12 protein-coding genes are annotated in these 19,440 nt (G+C 42.5%); 9 read left to right on the top strand and 3 right to left on the bottom strand.

The annotated features are described in order from the left end of the window. Positions 1-165 precede the first annotated feature (165 nt). Positions 166-633, top strand: a complete 468-nt coding sequence (locus W7W_RS0110415; RefSeq protein WP_010663710.1) for a DUF4293 domain-containing protein — start codon at positions 166-168, stop codon at positions 631-633. 123 nt (positions 634-756) lie between these two features. After that, positions 757-1,554, top strand: a complete 798-nt coding sequence (locus W7W_RS0110420) for an EFR1 family ferrodoxin (RefSeq protein WP_010663711.1) — start codon at positions 757-759, stop codon at positions 1,552-1,554. A 205-nt stretch (positions 1,555-1,759) separates the two neighbouring features. Here W7W_RS0110420 and odhB read toward each other — a convergent pair whose 3' ends face one another. Together odhB and W7W_RS0110430 are read right to left on the bottom strand one after the other, a co-directional pair. After that, a complete protein-coding gene (gene odhB, locus W7W_RS0110425; protein WP_010663712.1) occupies positions 1,760-3,049 on the bottom strand; it encodes a 2-oxoglutarate dehydrogenase complex dihydrolipoyllysine-residue succinyltransferase in 1,290 nt (429 codons plus the stop codon). 43 nt (positions 3,050-3,092) lie between these two features. Next, positions 3,093-5,912, bottom strand: a complete 2,820-nt coding sequence (locus tag W7W_RS0110430; RefSeq protein WP_010663713.1) for a 2-oxoglutarate dehydrogenase E1 component — start codon at positions 5,910-5,912, stop codon at positions 3,093-3,095. A gap of 336 nt (positions 5,913-6,248) precedes the next feature. On the opposite strand from W7W_RS0110430, the gene W7W_RS0110435 reads away from it, so the two are divergent. After that, the gene (locus W7W_RS0110435) at positions 6,249-9,149 is read left to right on the top strand and encodes a PD-(D/E)XK nuclease family protein (protein WP_010663714.1); all 2,901 of its coding nucleotides are present in this window, start codon (positions 6,249-6,251) and stop codon (positions 9,147-9,149) included. A gap of 236 nt (positions 9,150-9,385) precedes the next feature. On the opposite strand, the gene trmD is transcribed toward W7W_RS0110435, so the two are convergent. Continuing rightward, on the bottom strand, positions 9,386-10,063 hold the full coding sequence (gene trmD, locus W7W_RS0110440; RefSeq protein ID WP_010663715.1) for a tRNA (guanosine(37)-N1)-methyltransferase TrmD: 678 nt from the start codon (positions 10,061-10,063) through the stop codon (positions 9,386-9,388). Between the two features lie 325 nt (positions 10,064-10,388). On the opposite strand from trmD, the gene W7W_RS0110445 reads away from it, so the two are divergent. From W7W_RS0110445 to W7W_RS0110480, 6 genes are all read left to right on the top strand, one after another. Further along, the gene (locus W7W_RS0110445) at positions 10,389-12,428 is read left to right on the top strand and encodes a DUF349 domain-containing protein (protein WP_010663716.1); all 2,040 of its coding nucleotides are present in this window, start codon (positions 10,389-10,391) and stop codon (positions 12,426-12,428) included. Between the two features lie 231 nt (positions 12,429-12,659). Then, a complete protein-coding gene (locus W7W_RS0110450) occupies positions 12,660-14,282 on the top strand; it encodes a CTP synthase (RefSeq protein ID WP_010663717.1) in 1,623 nt (540 codons plus the stop codon). A 148-nt stretch (positions 14,283-14,430) separates the two neighbouring features. After that, complete coding sequence (gene yidC, locus W7W_RS0110455) at positions 14,431-16,293, top strand: membrane protein insertase YidC (RefSeq protein WP_010663718.1); 1,863 nt, start codon at positions 14,431-14,433, stop codon at positions 16,291-16,293. Between the two features lie 171 nt (positions 16,294-16,464). Beyond that, the gene (locus W7W_RS0110465) at positions 16,465-16,944 is read left to right on the top strand and encodes a hydrolase (RefSeq protein ID WP_010663719.1); all 480 of its coding nucleotides are present in this window, start codon (positions 16,465-16,467) and stop codon (positions 16,942-16,944) included. Positions 16,945-17,294: 350 nt separating this feature from the next. After that, positions 17,295-17,948, top strand: coding sequence for a hypothetical protein (locus W7W_RS0110475; RefSeq protein WP_010663720.1), 654 nt, complete (start codon positions 17,295-17,297; stop codon positions 17,946-17,948). A gap of 9 nt (positions 17,949-17,957) precedes the next feature. After that, positions 17,958-19,409: an MFS transporter gene (locus tag W7W_RS0110480; protein ID WP_010663721.1), complete on the top strand. Its 1,452-nt coding sequence runs from the start codon at positions 17,958-17,960 to the stop codon at positions 19,407-19,409. The last annotated feature ends 31 nt before the right edge of the window (positions 19,410-19,440 follow it).

Consider the following 19,440-nt stretch of genomic DNA (forward strand, 5'->3'; position numbering starts at 1 on the left):
CTGACATAACGAAGAGTTGAGTTAGAATTTAAGGATTGCAGCCGGGGCCCTTTCCGGCTAACAGTGATGCAAATTATGAATGATTTATGAAAAAGTCAATAACCAGTTTAAGACATCGCTCTGTTACCGCAAATATTTTTACTTTTGCAAAAAAAAGACAAATTCATGATACAAAGAATTCAAAGTGTTTACCTGCTGATTGCAGCAGTGCTGACAGGGAGCCTTTTCTTTTTCCCCATGGCCGAAATGGCTGATATGAAAGATCTTTATCGCCTCAACTGGCAGGGGATTTTTCAGGTTGAAGCCGATGGATCCATGCAAATGATGATTCCCGGGTGGGCATTAACCATACTGACAGTTTTGACTACAGCAGTCTCATTGATAACCATTTTTCTCTATAAGAAACGGATGATACAAATTCGTTTGTGCGCTGTAAATATGGGACTTCAGTTAGGATTGTCAGGTATGATTTATTATCTGGCCCAAAGTGGTGCCAAGGAGTTGGGGGCTGCAGAAGTATCTTTCAACTGGCCGTTGGTAATGCCGCTGATAGCCATTGTGTTTACCTATCTGGCTCTGCGGGGAATTGGGAAAGATGAAGCATTGGTGAGATCACTGAACCGGATTCGATAAAGAAGATGAGATTATAGACAGTAGTTTGTAGCCGGTAGTCAGTAGTTAGTAGTTTGTTGTCAGGCAATATGAAGAGTGCGAATGGAGTCAATTATACAATGAATAAATTAAGGATTAGAAACAATGGAAACCTTAAGTCTGATATATTATTCACCAACAAAAACGACACAAAAAATTGTCAGGGAAATTGGTCAAAATATAGGATTAAAACTCATATCAGAAAATAATATTGCCGAAAACAAGACCAAATCAATTCCCAAAACAACTAAAAATTGCCTCACTATAATTGGGCTCCCTGTATATGGAGGACGCTTGCCAGTAACAGCTATTGAGACACTAAAAAAGGTTAAGTCGAATCAATCGCCGGTAGTAATTGTGGTTGTATACGGCAATCGAGATTATGATGATTCACTTTTAGAACTTAAAGAAATTGCAAGTAATTGTGGATTTAAGATAATCGCCGGCGCTGCATTTATCGGAGAACATTCATTTTCAACGAATGAAAAACCAATAGCCAAGAACAGACCTGATAAACAAGATTTAGAAAAGTGTAGAGATTTTGCCAGGATGATAACCGAAAAATTGAAAGATATAAACTCGCTCTCAGAACTAAATATACCGGGTAATTATCCCCATAAAGAACGTAAACAATTACCTGCAACTATACATCCAAGAACAGATGATGATCGATGCAATCAATGCGGAATTTGTGTCGACTCATGCCCTACAAATGCTATAACCATTCAAGAAACAGTTATAACAAACGGTGAATTATGCACGTTATGTTGTGCTTGTGTAAAATATTGTCCTGATGAAGCGAGAATATTGGATAACCCCATAGTAAATACAATTAGAGAGAACCTATTTCTCAATTGTTCAATAAGAAAAGAACCTATATATTTTGTTAACCACATTGTCTAACCCTTTGTATTAGTATTGGCAGAAAATATGGCAAATATCAAAGTTTGTAGCCCGCTCAATCTGCGTAGCGGTTTAACAGGAAAGTACCACGCAATCTGCCACTACTCATTCAATTTACCGTTAGTAGGCAGTAGTTTAAAAAAAATCCCCAAAGACCGTGGAGCTCATATCACTAAAAAGCGCCTGGTCTTTGGGGGTATATTTTTTAAAGCTCCAGCACCGCTTTCAAGGGATCATTTCCTCCGGAAAGGAATGCTTCAGGTTTTTCAAGCATTTTCTTAACGTCCATCAGGAACCCAACCGAATCTTTCCCATCGATGAGTCGGTGGTCATAACTCAAGGCAATATACATTACCGGTCTCACTTCAACATTTCCATCAACCGCAACAGGGCGCTCCACAATATTATGCATTCCCAGGATAGCCGATTGAGGCGGATTAATTAATGGGGTGGACAGCATCGAGCCAAAAACTCCACCATTGGTAATGGTAAAAGTCCCTCCACTCATCTCTTCAAGGGAAATCTTTCCGGACCGGGCCTTTTCGGCAAGCTTTTTCAACTCTATTTCTATATCAGCAAGCGAAAGTTTATCAACATTTCTGATAACCGGAACCATCAGTCCTTTGGGTGTTTGCACAGCCACCGAGATATCCACATACTGAGGAGTCACAATCTCCTCCTTATCGATCATACTATTGACCTTAGGCCTCATCTTCAGAGCCAGAGCCGAAGCTTTCATGAAAAAAGACATGAATCCCAATTTCACCCCATGCTTATCCACAAACTGACTCTGGTATTGTTTCCGGGTTTTCATTACGGCTGACATATCCACCTCATTAAAAGTGGTCAGCATGGCAGTTTCATTTTTCACACTTACCAGTCGCTGACTCAGTTTCCGACGCAACTGACTCATCTTCTCACGATGTTCGCTCCTGTCGATTTCCTGCGATGATGAATTATCCCGAGTTGCCGACATCCCCTCTATTACTGCATCAACATCAGAAACCGATAGCTTTTTAAGCCCGGCAACAATGTCATCCACTGACAGACCGGCCGCTTTCATTTTCTCCCGTGCAAGAGGAGTCGATCGGACCTTGTCATTTTGCTGTGTCTTATCACCCGACTGCTTCTCAGGTTGTTTCTGCGAAGTATCCTCTTTCTTTTCGGATGCTTCAGCCTTCTCTTTCTCAGTCTCAACCTCATCGCCGGCAGAATCATCCACCTCATCCTCATCCACTTGTTCAGGTTCATCAGGCACTTCCACGGAGGTATCAATTCGACAAGCCACCTCTCCTACCGAAACGGTAGTTCCGGCTTCCACTTCAATAGAGATCTTTCCACTTTCAGTGGCATTGAGCATCAGGGTGGCTTTGTCAGATTCAATTTCAGCCAAATCCTGATCTTTGTGTACCAAATCTCCATCCGAAACGAGCCAGGTCGCCAGTTCCACTTCAGTAATAGATTCTCCGGGACTCGGTATTTTTATGTCAATCATAACATTATTGATTAGTGGTTTCTTCCTTCATTTTTCGCTAAGGTTATATGGAAAAGCGCTGAGGTGATTCAAAATATTTGTGCTGCTTAAGAATTTCGGCACGCGATTTTCCTTCGACACACTGCAGGCCGCAATAATCATTTTTCAATTCACAATGGCATTTTTTAAACACTTTACCGATGATTTCTTTCTGGCCCACTACATGCAAACCGTTAAGTCCGGTAGCAGGGCTGGCGCTTGCCAACCGAGCAACAGGCACCAGCTTCAACTCTGGAATCTGGTTTTCCACATAATACCAGGGGCCCATATTTTCAGGTTCTTCCTGCACCCACAAATTAAGCAACGCATTGGGATATTGCATAACCAGCTCCAGAATTTGTTTTTTAGGAAACGGATGCAGTTGTTCCACTCTGATAATGGCTACGTCGCGGGCATTCAGTTCTTCTTTTCTGGCCAGCAAATCATAATATATCTTCCCGGAACAGAAAACAATACGTTTTACAAAATCACGGTCGGTATTTTCATCATCAATAATCTCCTTAAAACCTCCGGTTGCCAGATCATCCAATTTAGAAACACACTTTGGATGCCTCAGCAGACTTTTAGGTGTAAACACCACCATGGGGATGCGGAAATCACGTTTAAGCTGACGCCTCAAAGCATGGAAAAGGTTTGCCGGAGTGGTGCAGTTAAGCACTTGCATATTGTTGTTGGCAGCCTGATTCAGGAATCGTTCGATGCGAGCACTGGAGTGCTCAGGCCCCTGCCCTTCAAACCCATGAGGGAGAAGCATTACAAGTCCGTTCATCAACCCCCATTTTTCCTCTGCTGAGCTCACAAACTGGTCCATCACCACCTGCCCCACATTAAAGAAGTCGCCAAACTGGGCTTCCCAGATGGTTAATCCGTTGGGAACCCCTAATGAAAAGCCGTATTCAAATCCCAACACGCCATATTCGTTAAGCGGTGAGTTATAAATGTTAAAGGGTGGCTGATTATCAGAAAGGTGTTGTAGAGGGAAATAGGATTCTGCCATATCCTCCACCGTAAAACCGGCATGACGATGAGCAAAAGTACCCCTGACAGAATCCTGACCACTGACCCTTACAGGATGGCCTTCGTGAAGCAACGTTGCATAAGCCAGAAGTTCACCCAGTGCCCAGTCGAGCCGGTCTTCTTTTACCATTTGTTTTCGATCGGCTACCAGTTTTTCAAGTTTCCTGAAAAACTTAACATCTTCGGGCAAATGATTGATTTTTTCAGCAAGTTTCAGCAGAACATCCTTCTCAACCCCGGTATCCGTTGATTGCTCAAAATCTTTTTTCTCAGCGTATCGAAACTCTTTCCATAAATCTTTCAGAAAATGGCGAATATGTACCACATCTGTTTTTTGCGATTCAGCCAATTCTGATTCCAGAGCATCGCTATACTCTTTTTGGAGATTATTAATATCCTTTTTACTCAGCACCTTCTCTTTTTGCAATTTCTGAGCATAAATATCATGGGGATTGGAATGAGAAGCAATAGCTTTATAAAGCGTTGGCTGCGTAAAACGTGGCTCATCACCTTCATTGTGCCCGTGCTTACGATAGGAAAGGATATCCAAAAACACATCGGCATGAAAAGTCTGACGGTACTCCACTGCCAGTTCCAATGCATATACGATAGCTTCGGCATCATCTCCGTTTACGTGAAATACCGGACTTCGGGTTACTTTTCCAACGTCTGTACTATAGGTACTGGAACGGGCATCCAGATAATTGGTGGTAAAACCCACCTGGTTATTAATGACAATGTGTATAGAGCCACCGGTAGAATACCCGTTCAAGCGTGCCATCTGAACCACCTCATAAACCACTCCCTGTCCGGCAATAGCGGAGTCGCCATGAATTACGACAGGAATCACCTTACTAAAATCTTTATTGTAGGCATGTTCGGCTCTCGACCGAGTAAGACCTTCCACTACAGGAGTAACAGCCTCCAGGTGAGAAGGATTTGGCAGAAGATTTACCTTCACCGGGTTCCCTGAGAGAGTATCCACTTCGCTATCGTACCCCAAGTGGTATTTCACATCACCCAGCGAAATACTTTCATCGTATTGATCACCATTAAACTCATTAAAAATGTCCCGTACGGGTTTCTTAAGAATATTGCTCAGCACATTTAAACGTCCACGGTGAGCCATCCCAATCATTACTTCACGAATTCCCAGTTCTGCACCCTTTTCAACCAGAGCATCAAGCCCGGGAATCAGCACCTCCCCTCCTTCGAGAGAAAATCTTTTTTGGCCAACAAATTTTCGATGAATAAAATTCTCAAAGCCGACAGCTTCTTTCAGCCGGTTGTAAATCCTCAGTTTCTTTTCCTTTGTGAATGAGGGGGTATTGCGCACCTCTTCCATCCTCGTTTTTAACCATGACACCATTTCGGGATGACGAATATAGAGGTACTCAACCCCCACAGATCCACAATAGGTTTGTTTTAAATGCTCAATAATAATTTTTAACGGAACAGCCCCAAGTCCGATATCATTCCCTGCCTGAAAAACTGTTCCCAGATCTTCTTCCACAAGTCCGAAGTTCTCCACATCCAGCGTAGGAAAATATTTTCGACGGGAACGCACCGGATTGGTTGCCGTAAACAGATGGCCCCGCTGTCGGTATCCGTGAATGAGATTAATGACATTAAATTCTTTGCTTACCTGACCCGGGACGGCTTCTTCATACCTCATCCGGGCAAAATCAAAACCTCTGAAAAAATCACGCATTCCTGCGTCCACAGAGTCCGGGTTTTGTTGATAATCTTTGTAGAGTTTCTCTATCGCTTCAATGTCGCTGTTTCCGACAAACGAAAATGAGTCCATAGTTCCTGTTTGTATGGCGTTTTACTGTTAATCTTCCGATTAAGATTTAATGCTTAATAGAAGTGTCTGTCCATAAAGTCCCGTTTGCTTCGTTACGCCATTCCCGAAAAGTACTCATTTACTCAGGTAAACTCCGCATTTTCGGAAATGCCAGGCCTTGCAAACGCAACTTTCTGAACCGACACAGCTCCAATTACAATTTTTCCCGACTTTATTGACGGGAACTAATAGCTAAAATCAGCCAATAATCATTTATCTTTGATGATAATAAACCCAACCTTTCTATCAGGCCTGCCCTGATTATTACACATAAATAATAAAAAGACTTCATTAAATATGCGATTTTTTCTGGAACAACTGGCCGATTATCATCTTCAAAAATATTTAACAGATATATCTGAGTTTTGTTTTGTTTTCCCCAGCCGCCGGGCGGGCGTTTTTTTTCGTCAATACCTGAACGACAAGACTCCAAAGCCGGTTTTTTCGCCTGAAATATTAACCATCAACGATCTTTTCGGAAAGCTGGAACCTCGCCCGGTAAGCGATAACATCAGTCTCATCTTTAAACTATACGATTCGTACCGGGAAGTAATGGACAAGGATATAACGCTGGATGATTTCATCCCCTGGGGAGAAATGTGTCTGGCGGATTTTGATGACATCGATAAATACCTTGCCGATCCTGAACAACTATTCAGGAATCTGGCGGATCAAAAAGCGTTGGATGACGATTTTAGTCACCTGGATGACGATCAGGTGGAAGCCATCCGAACATTTTGGAGTTCATTTGACCCGGAAAAGTTATCCCGTCTCCAAAAATCATTTCTGGAAGTCTGGGAAAAAATGCCTGAACTTTACCGTCATTTCAACGAACGACTCGACCGCGACAACGAAGCCTATGAAGGAAAAATGTTCCGATTGACTGCACAAAAAATACAGGACAAAACTGTTGGGGAGGTTCCGTATAAGCACATTGTTTTTGCCGGACTGAATGCACTTAACAATTGTGAGAAAAGACTACTCAATTACCTCAAAATAAAAGGCATTGCCACATTCTTTTGGGATTACCCTCAATGGATTATGGAAGCCCCTGTACAGTCATCGGACCAGGGATTAATCAGAGGCGAACACGAAGCTGCGCGGTTTATTAAAAGCAACATTCTGGATTTCCCCATGCCTGCTGACTGGGATAATCCACAGCATGACGGACCGGAAAAAATTACCATCGCGACGGCAGCCAACGATCTGGGGCAAACTCAGATCGCCGCAGAGTTTTTAAATCAGATACCCCCTCAAAATAATGCAGGTCCGGACAAGGAAGATGCCCCACATGCAAAAACGGCCCTTGTATTGGCCGATGAGGCACTGATGCTGCCTGCAATACATGCCATTCCGGAAGCCTGGGATAAGATCAATGTAACATTGGGATATCCTCTGAAAAACACTCCGGCCTACGGTCTGGTAGAAACCCTAATGACGCTACAGCAGTCCATGCGAACCACCAGGCAAGGCAAAACCTGGTTTTATCACCGCCACTTGCTTGGATTGCTCCGTCACCAATATATCACCACCATCATGGGCAAGGAAGGCCGGCAACTGGTCAACAAATTAATCGCTGCCAATCAGGTCTTTATCGAAAAAAGCAATATCCCTGCGCATGACTTGACAGACAGATTGTTGAAAAAAACCAACACCACTGAGGACCTTACCGAATATCTGAAAAATGTCCTTCAAATGGTTTATCAGCATCTGAAAAAGAATCCTGAAGCCAACCTGGAACGGGAATTTGTTTATCATTTATATCTTACCATCAAACGACTGGGGGAAATCTTGTCGGCTCAAACTGAGAAGATAACCCCCGAAACCTGGCACCGACTGTTTAGAAAACTGGCAGACTTCCAGACTGTCCCCTTTCGGGGAGAGCCACTTAGCGGCCTTCAGGTAATGGGAATTCTGGAGACAAGAGTACTCGACTTTGACAATCTGGTGATTCTGAGCATGAACGAAGGGGTATTTCCACACACAGCTCCACCGAACAGTTTTATCCCATATAATCTGCGTAAGGGATTTGGATTACCGACCATCGACAATCAGGATTCTATTTTTGCTTATTATTTTTATCGTCTGATACACCGGGCAAAAAATGTAACCCTGGCCTGGGCATCTTCCGACGCCAAAGGACAGGCGGGCGAAATGAGCCGTTTTCTGCATCAGCTCTATTATGAATATCCCGGTGTTGTGCAGAATGACACCTATATTCAGAGTGTTGGAACCAAAATGGCTCCGGAAATTTTCTCAGAAAAAAATGAAGAGGTAAAAAAACAGCTTTCCGAATACTTTAAAGATGGCGCCAGAGCTCTTTCACCAAGTGCCCTGAGCACTTATATAGAATGCCCCCTGCGATTCTATTTTAAATACCTGGCCGGAGCCAAAGAGGCAGAGGATATTTCAGAAGAACTGGATCCGCGCATTTTCGGAAATCTGTTTCATCAAACAGTGGAAGCCCTCTATCAGCCTCTCCTGAATCAGGTTGTTACCCCGGAAATAATCAATGAGATTGCCAAGCCTGACAAGATTGCCACTACCCTGGAAAAAATATTTGCAAAGAATGTCCCTTTCATCAGACAAGACAAAAGTGTTTTTGTGGACTTACAAGGAAAGAACAGTTTGGTTTTTGAAGTGTTGATGCGCTATTTAACCGGTTTCTTCAAAAGTGAAAAACAAAATGCACCTTTCACCCTTAAGGGACTGGAAAGCAACATACACATGGATTTCATCACCCCGGCAGGCAAGACCATCAGGTTGGGAGGAAATATTGACCGATTGGACGAAAAAAAGGGCATCACCAGGGTGATTGACTATAAAACCGGCCAGGGTGATAATAAGATTTCAAAATTTGAAGACCTTTTTGATACTTCCAAGCACTCTAAAATTAAAGCAACCTTCCAAACCCTTCTTTATTCACTGATGGTGGAAAATCGGGGCACTCCGCCTGAAAAAATTCAACCGGGAGTGGTTTGGATGCGCAAACTTTTTACGGACACAGACACATCGCTCTGGTTACAGCAGGGAAGACAACAAAAATCACCGATAACTCTGGCGTTGGCCAAAGATGAATACCAGGATGGACTGGGGCAGTTGCTGGATGAGTTGTTTGATGAAAAAATTCCGTTTCGTCAGACAACCCATGAGAAAAATTGTGAGTATTGTGTGTATCGGGAGATTTGTCTGAAATAGGACTAAAAAAGGCAGACGTTTGTCAGGCAGAAGGCAGAAGTGGTTATGTCGATGAAAAAGGCAAACCAATAGTAATCAGCCTTGCCCCGTACTAAATTTTGTTTACAGATTAATACATGGTCATGACAGAAATCCAGCTTCAGCGTATAAGGCACCCTCAACCCTCATAGCTCACCTCTCATGCCTAATCTTCCTGCTCTCTGCTCCATGCCCCAATTTCGCTACTCCTTTCGATTTCAATCGTCCAGCAAATCGGGGCGCAATTTTCGGGTACGCTCAAAGGCTTGTTGTTCGCGCCATTCATCAATCAGCTTGTCATTTCCTGACAATAATACTTCCGGAACTTTCCATCCATTGTAATCAGAAGGACGTGTATAAACAGGTGGAGCCAGCAGATTGTCCTGAAAGGAGTCGGTAAGCGCAGACGTTTCATCGCCAATAACGCCGGGAAGCACACGCACTATGGCATCTACCACCACTGCAGCAGCCAGTTCTCCCCCGCTAAGGACAAAATCGCCCACGGAAATCTCGCCGGTAACAAAATGCTCACGTACCCTGTGATCCACCCCTTTGTAATGTCCGCAAAGAATAATGACATTACCACTCAGAGAGAGTCTGTTGGCTTCCTGCTGATCAAAACGACGCCCGTCAGGAGTCATAAAAAGAATATGATCATAGGACCGTTCATCCTTAAGTTTATTGATTGCACGGGCAATGGGGTCAATCTGCATAACCATCCCGGCACCACCGCCGAACGGATAGTCATCCACCTTTTTGTGCTTATCGGTACTGTAGTCACGTATGTCGTGCAAAAAAATCTCCACAGCCCTTTTTTCAACAGCCCGTTTAATGATAGATTCACTGAATGGTCCCTGAAACATAGCAGGAAACAGCGTAAGTATATCGATGCGCATGAATTTTCTTTTTTGCAAAGATAGCAAAAGCAATAGATTGTTTAGTAGGTTATAGTCAGTAGTTGATAGCTCTTAGGGGATAAACTGGCAAGTAGAAGTTTGCCAGGAAGAAGGCAGAAGAAAATCAATTAACTTTTTCGGTTGTGAGGAACTTGTTCTTTAGGATGTTTATTGGGCAAGACACTTATATAAATTAGACCGGACAGTGTAAAAAGCTCATTTTGATGTAAAAATATTTGAGGTTTGCAGTATATTTGATAGATTCGTAGAAACATTTTAGTGATAAGAGCCAACAAGCTTTGTCGCATCTTTAAAACAAAAAAAGATGGAAGCCAACGACCTAAACAAATCATCTGAAGAACAGATGAATTTGAATTCAGAGTTACAATCTGAAAATATGGAGAAAAAGGACAACAATCCCGAACAACCCGAAGAACAAAAAGAGCAGTTACCGCAAGAGTCAAATCCGGTTTCCGAAGAGGCAGACTCCAAAGAGGAAAATTCTTTACCGGAACAGGAAAGCTCAGAATCTATTGAGACCTCAGCCAGCAACCGGGAGGAGAAAGAAGTCGCCGAACACTCCTCCGGGGAGGAGGAGAAGGTAGCTGAAACCAGGGATTCAGATAAATCCAAACATCCGGAAGACATGGATTATGGAGCACTCACACGCGAAGAGTTGCTCAAACGATACCATGAATTACTCAATAATTTCCCGACAGGCACTATCAAAGATCACGTCGAAACCATTCGCAAGGAGTTTGAACGTAAAAGTGCGGCCGAACTGGCTAAACTAAAAACAGATTTTGTGGCGTCCGGCGAACCGGCCGATGCATTTACCCCTCCGCACGACAATCTTTCGGACGAAATGCAAAATGCCATTCAGCAATACCGCAAAAAACGTGACGAAGAAAGGACAAAAAAAGAAGAAGAGAAAAAGCAAAACCTTGTCGCCAAATATGAGGTGATAGAAGGCATTAAGGAACTTGCCAATCGTCAGGAATCGTTACACGAAACCTTTGACGAGTTCAGGGCACTGCAACAACGGTGGCGGGAAATAGGTTCCGTGCCTCAGGGAGAAGTCCACGATATGTGGGAAAATTATCATCTTCAGGTGGAGAATTTCTACAACTACATTAAAATAAACAAAGAGCTCCGCGATCTGGATTTGAAAAAGAATTATGAAGCCAAACTGGAACTTTGTGAAAAAGCAGAAAAGCTTCTTTTGGAACCATCCATCGTCAAAGCGTTTAAGATACTTCAGAAATACCACAATCAATGGCGTGAAACAGGTCCGGTACCCCGAGAGAAAAAGGAGGAACTCTGGGAACGTTTTCACGAAACTACCGTTAAGCTAAACCAAAAACACCAGGAGCACTATGAAAACCTGAAGGAACAGCTTCAAAAGAATCTGGAAGCCAAGCAGGAATTGTGCGAAAAAGTGGAAGCCTTGTTGGAACAGGACCTTAAGTCTCCCAAAGAATGGGAGAAAAACAGCAAAGCCATCATCGAAATCCAAAAAATATGGAAAACCATTGGTTTCGCCCCCAAAAAAGACAATCAGGAGATTTACCTGCGGTTCCGTACTGCCTGTGACAAATTCTTCGACAACAAACGTGATTTTTTCAAACAGTACAAAGACGAACAACAAAACAACCTTCAGATAAAGAATGAACTTGTGGAACAAGCCGAATCCCTGAAGGATAGTACCGATTGGAAAAACACCACGGATGAACTGATCCGCATTCAGAAAAAGTGGAAAGAGACAGGACCGGTTCCGCGAAAACACTCAGATATTATCTGGAAGAAATTTCGAGGTGCCTGCGATCATTTCTTTAACCGAAAATCGGAATTCTTCAGCAAAAAGGATGAAGCTCAGGAAGAAAACCTGAAGCTGAAGGAGGAACTGATTGAAGAACTAAAACAATACGAGCCGGGTGAAAACAATGAGAAAAGTTTTACCACCCTTCAGGAGTTTCAACGCCGTTGGTCAGAGATTGGCTTCGTCCCCATCAAAGAAAAAGATCGCATAAACCAAGAATTCCGTAACCTGATTAATGCACGTTTCGACCACCTGAATATGGACGAAAGCAACAAGGCTCTCCAAAAATTCAGAAACAAACTGGAAAACTGGCAGAATGAAGGTCAGTTCGATGATCGGATTAACCAGGAGCGCAACAAAATCATAGGCAAGCTTAAGCAACTGGAAAGCGACATCATCCTGTGGGAAAACAACATCGGCTTTTTTGCAAAATCTAAAAGCTCTGAAGCCCTGGTGCGCGATTTCCTCAACAAAATAGAAAACGGCAAACGCACCATCAAAATGCTCAACGAAAAACTGGATCTGATTGAAGAGATCGAGAAGTGAGAGTTTGGAGTTTTGAGTTGAGGGTTTGAAGTTCGGGGTTGGGGATTTTGAGTTTCAAAAACAAATGAGCACCATTCAATTTAATGGATTAAAATCAAAAAAGGAAGAGTGGATGATTTACTGCTGTACCTCATTTTATAATTTATCCACACAGATTCCGGGTACTTTTTGCTAACTTTGTGCTTTAATTTTTGAAAAAGTTCGATCGTTGAATCTTAAAATAGTGGAATTGTGCCCGATACACGTTATGTTTTTGTAACCGGAGGTGTTGCATCCTCATTAGGAAAAGGAATTATCTCGGCGTCCCTGGCCAAACTTCTTCAGGCCCGTGGTTACCGGGTAACCATTCAAAAGCTGGATCCATATCTGAATGTAGATCCGGGAACGCTTAACCCTTACGAACACGGAGAATGTTATGTTACCGAAGATGGTGCCGAAACAGATCTTGACCTCGGTCATTACGAGCGATTTCTGAATGTTCCCACCTCGCAGGCCAACAATGTTACCACCGGACGCATCTATCAAAATGTCATAAATAAAGAACGAAGAGGTGACTATCTGGGGAAAACGGTTCAGATTATTCCTCATATCACTGACGAAATAAAGCGTAACATCAAGCTTTTGGGCAGTAAACACAAATTTGATGTAGTCATCACAGAAATTGGTGGTACGGTAGGCGATATTGAATCATTGCCCTATATTGAAGCTGTACGCCAGTTGAAGTGGGAACTGGGACACCGCGCATCGGTCATTCACCTCACACTGGTTCCATATCTGGCAGCAAGTGGCGAACTAAAAACAAAACCTACACAACACTCTGTGAAGTCGCTGCTGGAAATCGGGGTTCAACCCGAAGTACTGGTACTCCGTACAGAACATGATTTGTCTGCCGATATTCGCAAAAAGGTAGCTTTATTCTGTAATGTGGACAGCCGTGCGGTCATCCAATCCATAGATGTATCCTCCATCTACGAAGTTCCTGTAAAAATGCAGGAAGAAGGATTGGATGAGATCATACTGGAAAAATTGCAACTCCCCATTGAAGGTAAGCCTGAACTTAAGGAATGGAAAAACTTCCTGAGCAAGCTAAAGGCAGCAAAGAAAACAATCAGAATCGGGCTGGTTGGAAAATATGTGGAATTGGCTGATGCCTACAAATCAATCATAGAAGCCCTGAACCATGCGGGAACGTACAACGACCGCAAAGTCGAACTCAGGCTGATTCATTCGGAAAACATCAATCAGGAAAACGTTGAAAACACATTAAAAGATCTTCACGGTATATTAGTAGCTCCCGGTTTCGGACATCGGGGCATCGAAGGAAAACTCCTTGCCGTTCGTTATGCCCGGGAAAAAGATGTGCCATTCTTTGGTATCTGTCTGGGTATGCAATGTGCCGTTATTGAGTTTTCTCAAAACGTATTGAAACTGGAGAAACCCAACTCCCGGGAGATGGATCACAATACACCCAACCCGGTGATTGACCTCATGGAAGACCAGAAAAACATAACTGATAAAGGCGGAACAATGCGTTTGGGAGCGTATGAGTGTGAATTGAAAAGCAATACCAATTCGGCCAAGGCTTATCAGAAAGATTTGATCCATGAACGTCACCGTCACCGCTACGAATTCAACAATGAATATCTGCAACAATTTGAAGATGCAGGCATGATAAGTGCCGGAATAAACCCCGACACCGGCTTGGTTGAAATCGTGGAAATACCAAAAAACAAATGGTTCGTGGGCGTTCAGTTCCACCCCGAGTATAGCAGTACGGTCATTAAGCCTCACCCCATGTTTCTGGCATTTGTAAAAGCTGCCATAGAGCATGAGGCGGAAGAGAAAAAGGATTGAGAGTTCTGGGTTCTGGATTCTGAGTTTGGGAACAGGTTTTATTACCAACTAAACCAGATAATTTACAATCAATTAATAAAAAATCTATGACAACAGTTCAATAAACTTTTGTCAGAAGAGAAAATTAAAATAAAAACAATTTCAAATAATGGATAAAAATTCGATAACAGGACTTCTACTTATCACTGCAATTCTGGGTTTGTTTTGGTGGATGAATAAGCCATCGGAAGAAGATCTGGCAGATCGGAAGCGCCAGCTGGATTCCATCAATCGGGTTGAGCAACTCAGAGCTGTGGAGGCAGAAAAAAATGTTCAGACTGAATCAGAAGATATTTCGGGAGAAGCCGTAGCCCAACAAAGCAAAAAAGACAGTGCCCGAATACAGGCTGCCGGCATTTTGGCTCCCTACATCAAAGGAGAACAGCAATTTACCACAATCGAGAATGAAAAGATAAAGGTAACCTTATCAAATCTTGGTGGTCGCATTTATTCGGTAGAACTCAAAGAATATGAAACACACGATGGTCGCCCGTTGGTTTTGTTTGAAGGAAATGACAACCGTTATGGTTTCAATTTCACTTATAACACCAATATCTATCATACCAACGACATCTATTTTGATGTAAAAAAGCAAGGCCAGAACTCAGTAAGTTTTGAGATTTCGGGTCCGGCCAGAGAAAACCTGTCACTGACCTACAGTTTGTCGGATGATGCCAACATGGTTGAACACAGCATATCTGCAGAGAATCTTGGAAACAAATTTGATGTCCCACGCAATGCTCTTGACCTGGAATGGTATCAGAAAATGCCTGCCCAGGAAAAAGGAAGACAGTTTGAAACCCAGTATTCAGGAATTTATTACAAATTTTTCCAGAACGATGTAGATGATATTTCCGGCAACAGCAGCAGTAGTGAAGATTTGCGGACACCGGTAAAATGGATTGCGTTTAAAGACCAGTTTTTCAGTTCCGTCTTAATTGCTGATGAAAGTCTGGCCAGTGGATTTGTGGAAACTACGGTTATTGAAGACGAAACCAATCCAATGTTGCGTATAAACCAGGCCGAAGTTGCAGTTCCTTTTGATTTTTCGCAAAACGACGAAGCGCAGATGCGTTTCTTTTTCGGCCCCAACCATTTTTACACGCTCAAAGCATACGGCGATTTAGATCTTCATCAGATTCTTCCTCTTGGATGGGGAATTTTTGGCTGGATCAACCGGTATGCCGTAATTCCCGTTTTCAACTTCCTCGAAGGATTTATCGGAAGCTATGGTATCATTATCCTTATTCTGACTCTCCTTATCAAGCTGGTTCTGTTTCCCCTCACCTACAAGTCGTATATGTCAACGGCCAAGATGAGGGTATTGAAACCACAGATTGATGAGATTAATGAGCGCATTCCAAAGGACAAAGCCATGGAACGTCAGCAGGCCACCATGGCACTGTATCGAAAAGCCGGAGTAAATCCCATGGGTGGATGTTTACCCATGCTCTTGCAGATGCCGATCTTGATTGCGATGTTCCGGTTCTTTCCCAGCTCCATTGAGTTGCGTCAGGAAAGTTTTTTGTGGGCCACTGATTTATCAACCTACGACAGTATTTGGGATTTACCGTTTGAAATTCCGTTTTATGGAGACCATGTGAGTTTGTTTACCCTTCTGATGGCAGCAACCAACATATTCTATACCCGCATCAATCAGGAAATGACCCAATCATCGGCCCAAATGCCGGGAATGAAAGGTATGATGTATATGATGCCCATCATGTTCCTTTTCTTCTTCAACCAATATGCTTCCGGCCTGAGTTATTACTATTTCGTCTCCACCCTGATCACAGTAGGACAAACCCTCCTGATTCGTCAGTTTGTTGATGAAAAAGCCATTTTGGCAAAATTGAAAGCGAATCAGAAAAAACCAGCCAAAAAATCGAAATTCCAGTCACGTCTTGAAGCCATGCAAAAGCAACAGCAACAAGTTCAAAAAGCAAAGGGTAAGAAGCCTGGTAAAAAATAAGAATAAACGATAAGGCCTTGAAAGCCTGTCGCAAATTTAAACCCAAAAAAGAGGAGCATCGAAACGATGCTCCTCTTTTTTTTTTGCAAAACAAACTGGCTATCAAACTTCTATTTCCTTAGCTTTAGTTCAACAAATAACTCTTTTGCAAACCCGAAAAACGCTAAAATCATGCAAACTGAAAAATGTTGTCCAAAATTTGACACGGAACCCTGGCAGGAAAAAAGTTTTCAGTGGAACGACAAACTCTTTGTCAAAGACAAAGTTTTCACTTTTTTCTATATGCCGGTCAATTTCGGACGAACCATAAAACGACTTTTCAAGAAACTTCAAGAATCCGATGCCACATGTGAGGACAATATGATCTTATCAGATCACACCTCCAAATGGAATATGGATCTGTATATGGCAGTGGATAAACCTTTAAAAAACGCTGAGAATGTTAAACTAAATGGTCATATCCTCAGTAAAGTTTATGAAGGCCCCTACAAAGACACTGCGGTGTGGTGCAAGGATTTTGAATCATTTGCAGCCACCAAAAGTCTGACGGTGAATAAATGGTTTATGTGGTACACCACATGCCCAAAATGTGCTAAAAAATATGGAAAAAATTATGTAGCAATACTTGGCATGACAAATTACTTATTATAAGCTGAACTATTCATAAATAATCTATTACGATGTTCAACTACCGCCTAAATTCAGGCATCCTCAAAATTAATTTGAGAAAAATCAAATACGGGCTGCTGAAAAAGTCAGCAGCCCCCAATTATTCCCTTCATCATTTTTATTTGCGGTTTCCAGTATTTATTGGCAAATGAACAACTCATAACCAAAAACTTACAAATAGACCTGGCTGATTGACATTAAAAAAGTCTTTTCGTAAATTTTAATTTTTATCCTGGAAACCCATGAAAAGATTCCTATTTTTTTCATTAATTCTTTCTCTGTCTGTTTTCAATGCTTTTTCTTAAGACACACAGGAAAAGAACGATTGGATCATGACCGGTAAAGTACAATATGTTACTCAACATTACTGGCGTGGTTTGGGCCAGGGTCCCCTCTTTGGAAATGCACCCGCATTTGAACCCTCCATTTCTTTTACTGGTGGAAAGTGGAATATCGGAATATTTTCCGGCGCATCATTTGACAACATCTACAAATGTATAATGCCCTGGGTACAGTACTCCCCGACAAAGGGCTTAACTGTAGGCATTTGGGATATATACTCTCCGGGGACCGATTTCTGGGATACGGATATTACAGATTTTAATTTACACACCTCCGATCATTATGTCGATGCCATTCTATCTTATAAATTTCCCTGGAATTTACAATTAAAAGTCGCCACATTGGTACTAGGGGGCGATCCCAACGAGGAAGGGAAACGGAATTACACCACCTATCTGGAAGCAAACTATGCCTACAAGAAGGATCAATTATCTCTATATGCCGCCATCGGAGCAACACCCAAGAAAGGATTATATGCCAAAGAAGCAGGCATTATCAATCTGGAAGCAAAAATTCAATATACCATCCTGCCTTATGAAAACAGCATACAACTACCGGTTTTCATGCGAGTTGGATATAATCCGGTGGATGATTATTTCCAGTTTGTCGCAGGAGCAATAATTCTATTACCTTTTAACCTTTAATTCTTCAATATGGATGTACAATACAAAGGACATGACAGGATTTTGTATGGTTTTATACTTTCCGTTCTGACATTTTGGCTTTTTGCCAACTCGATGCTGAATGTATCCTCTGTAATGACAGCAGAGCTAAGCATTGAAGCCAATACTATGAATATTGCCGTATCGTTGGCCGCATTGTTTTCAGGAATTTTCATCGTGGTAATTGGAGGACTTGCAGACAGCATCGGGCGTACAAGAGTCTTTCGATGGGGCTTAGGGCTTGCCATTGCTGGATCATTATTAATTTACCTCACCCCTTCCGGCGATTCAGCGCCCGCATTTTTATTATTCGGACGTGCTTTACAAGGCCTGTCTGCAGCATTTGTTATGCCCACAAGTTTGGGCATGATAAAGATATTCTGGCAGGGTGCGGAGCGTCAGCGGGCAATCAGTTTATGGTCCATTGGCACCTTTGGCGGCTCAGGCTTAAGCTCCCTTACCGGAGGCATTATCGCATCTACGTTAGGTTGGCGATACATTTTTCTTCTGGCAGTCATTATAGCCCTGGTAGCGCTATGGCTTACCAAAGATTTGCCTGAAAACAAACGGGAAAACGCAGGCAAATATAAAACTGACTGGAAAGGCATTATCATTTTTGTGATTGCCATGATTACCCTTCAAGTCTTTATAACTAAAGGAAACCAATTTGGTTGGACAAACTGGCTTACCATTGTATTAGCCGCCATAGCCATAATCTTTGCTTACCTGTTTATTAAATTTGAATTAAAATACCCATTTGCTTTTGTCGATCTCCACTTATTCAACAACAACATCTTTACCGGAGCGGTATTGTCCAATTTTTTCATAAACGGAACTGCAGGATTACTCATTGTATCGCTGACCTTAATGCAAAAAGGGGCGGATTATACGCCTATGCAGGCAGGCTTACTCACCTTAGGCTTCGCACTTGCTGTCATTCTGTTCATGCGGGTTGGTGAAAAACTATTGCAACATTTCGGTGCCAAAAAGCCCATCATCTGGGGAGCCCTGATTATTGCGGCATCCCTTATAATATTAATGCAGACCCAATTGATGGCTTACCAGTATCAGATACTGGCAATTCTGGCTTACACCCTTTTTGGAGTAGGTCTGGCTTTTTTTGCCACACCAGCTACGGATGCCGCACTGTCAAACCTACCGGAAAATCAGGCAGGATCAGGTGCCGGAATATTTAAGATGGCTTCCTCCTTAGGAGCCAGCTTTGGCGTGGCCATTTCTGCAGGTATTTATACGGCCCTCGCCAACAGAGAAGAACCCATCGAATGGCTTTCCAATTTAGTGATTTTTGTTGGTCGTCAGGATAACGTAAGCATTCGCCAGGGCGCAATGCTGGCATTGGCTTTTTGTTTACTGCTGGTTGTGTTGGTCATTATAACAGTAATAATCAAAATTCCAAACGATACGGGAAAACAAATCAAATAATCCAATTCAGTATTAACTGGTAAAAATTCTA

Source organism: Marinilabilia salmonicolor JCM 21150 (genome assembly GCF_000259075.1).
Lineage (GTDB): Bacteria > Bacteroidota > Bacteroidia > Bacteroidales > Marinilabiliaceae > Marinilabilia > Marinilabilia salmonicolor.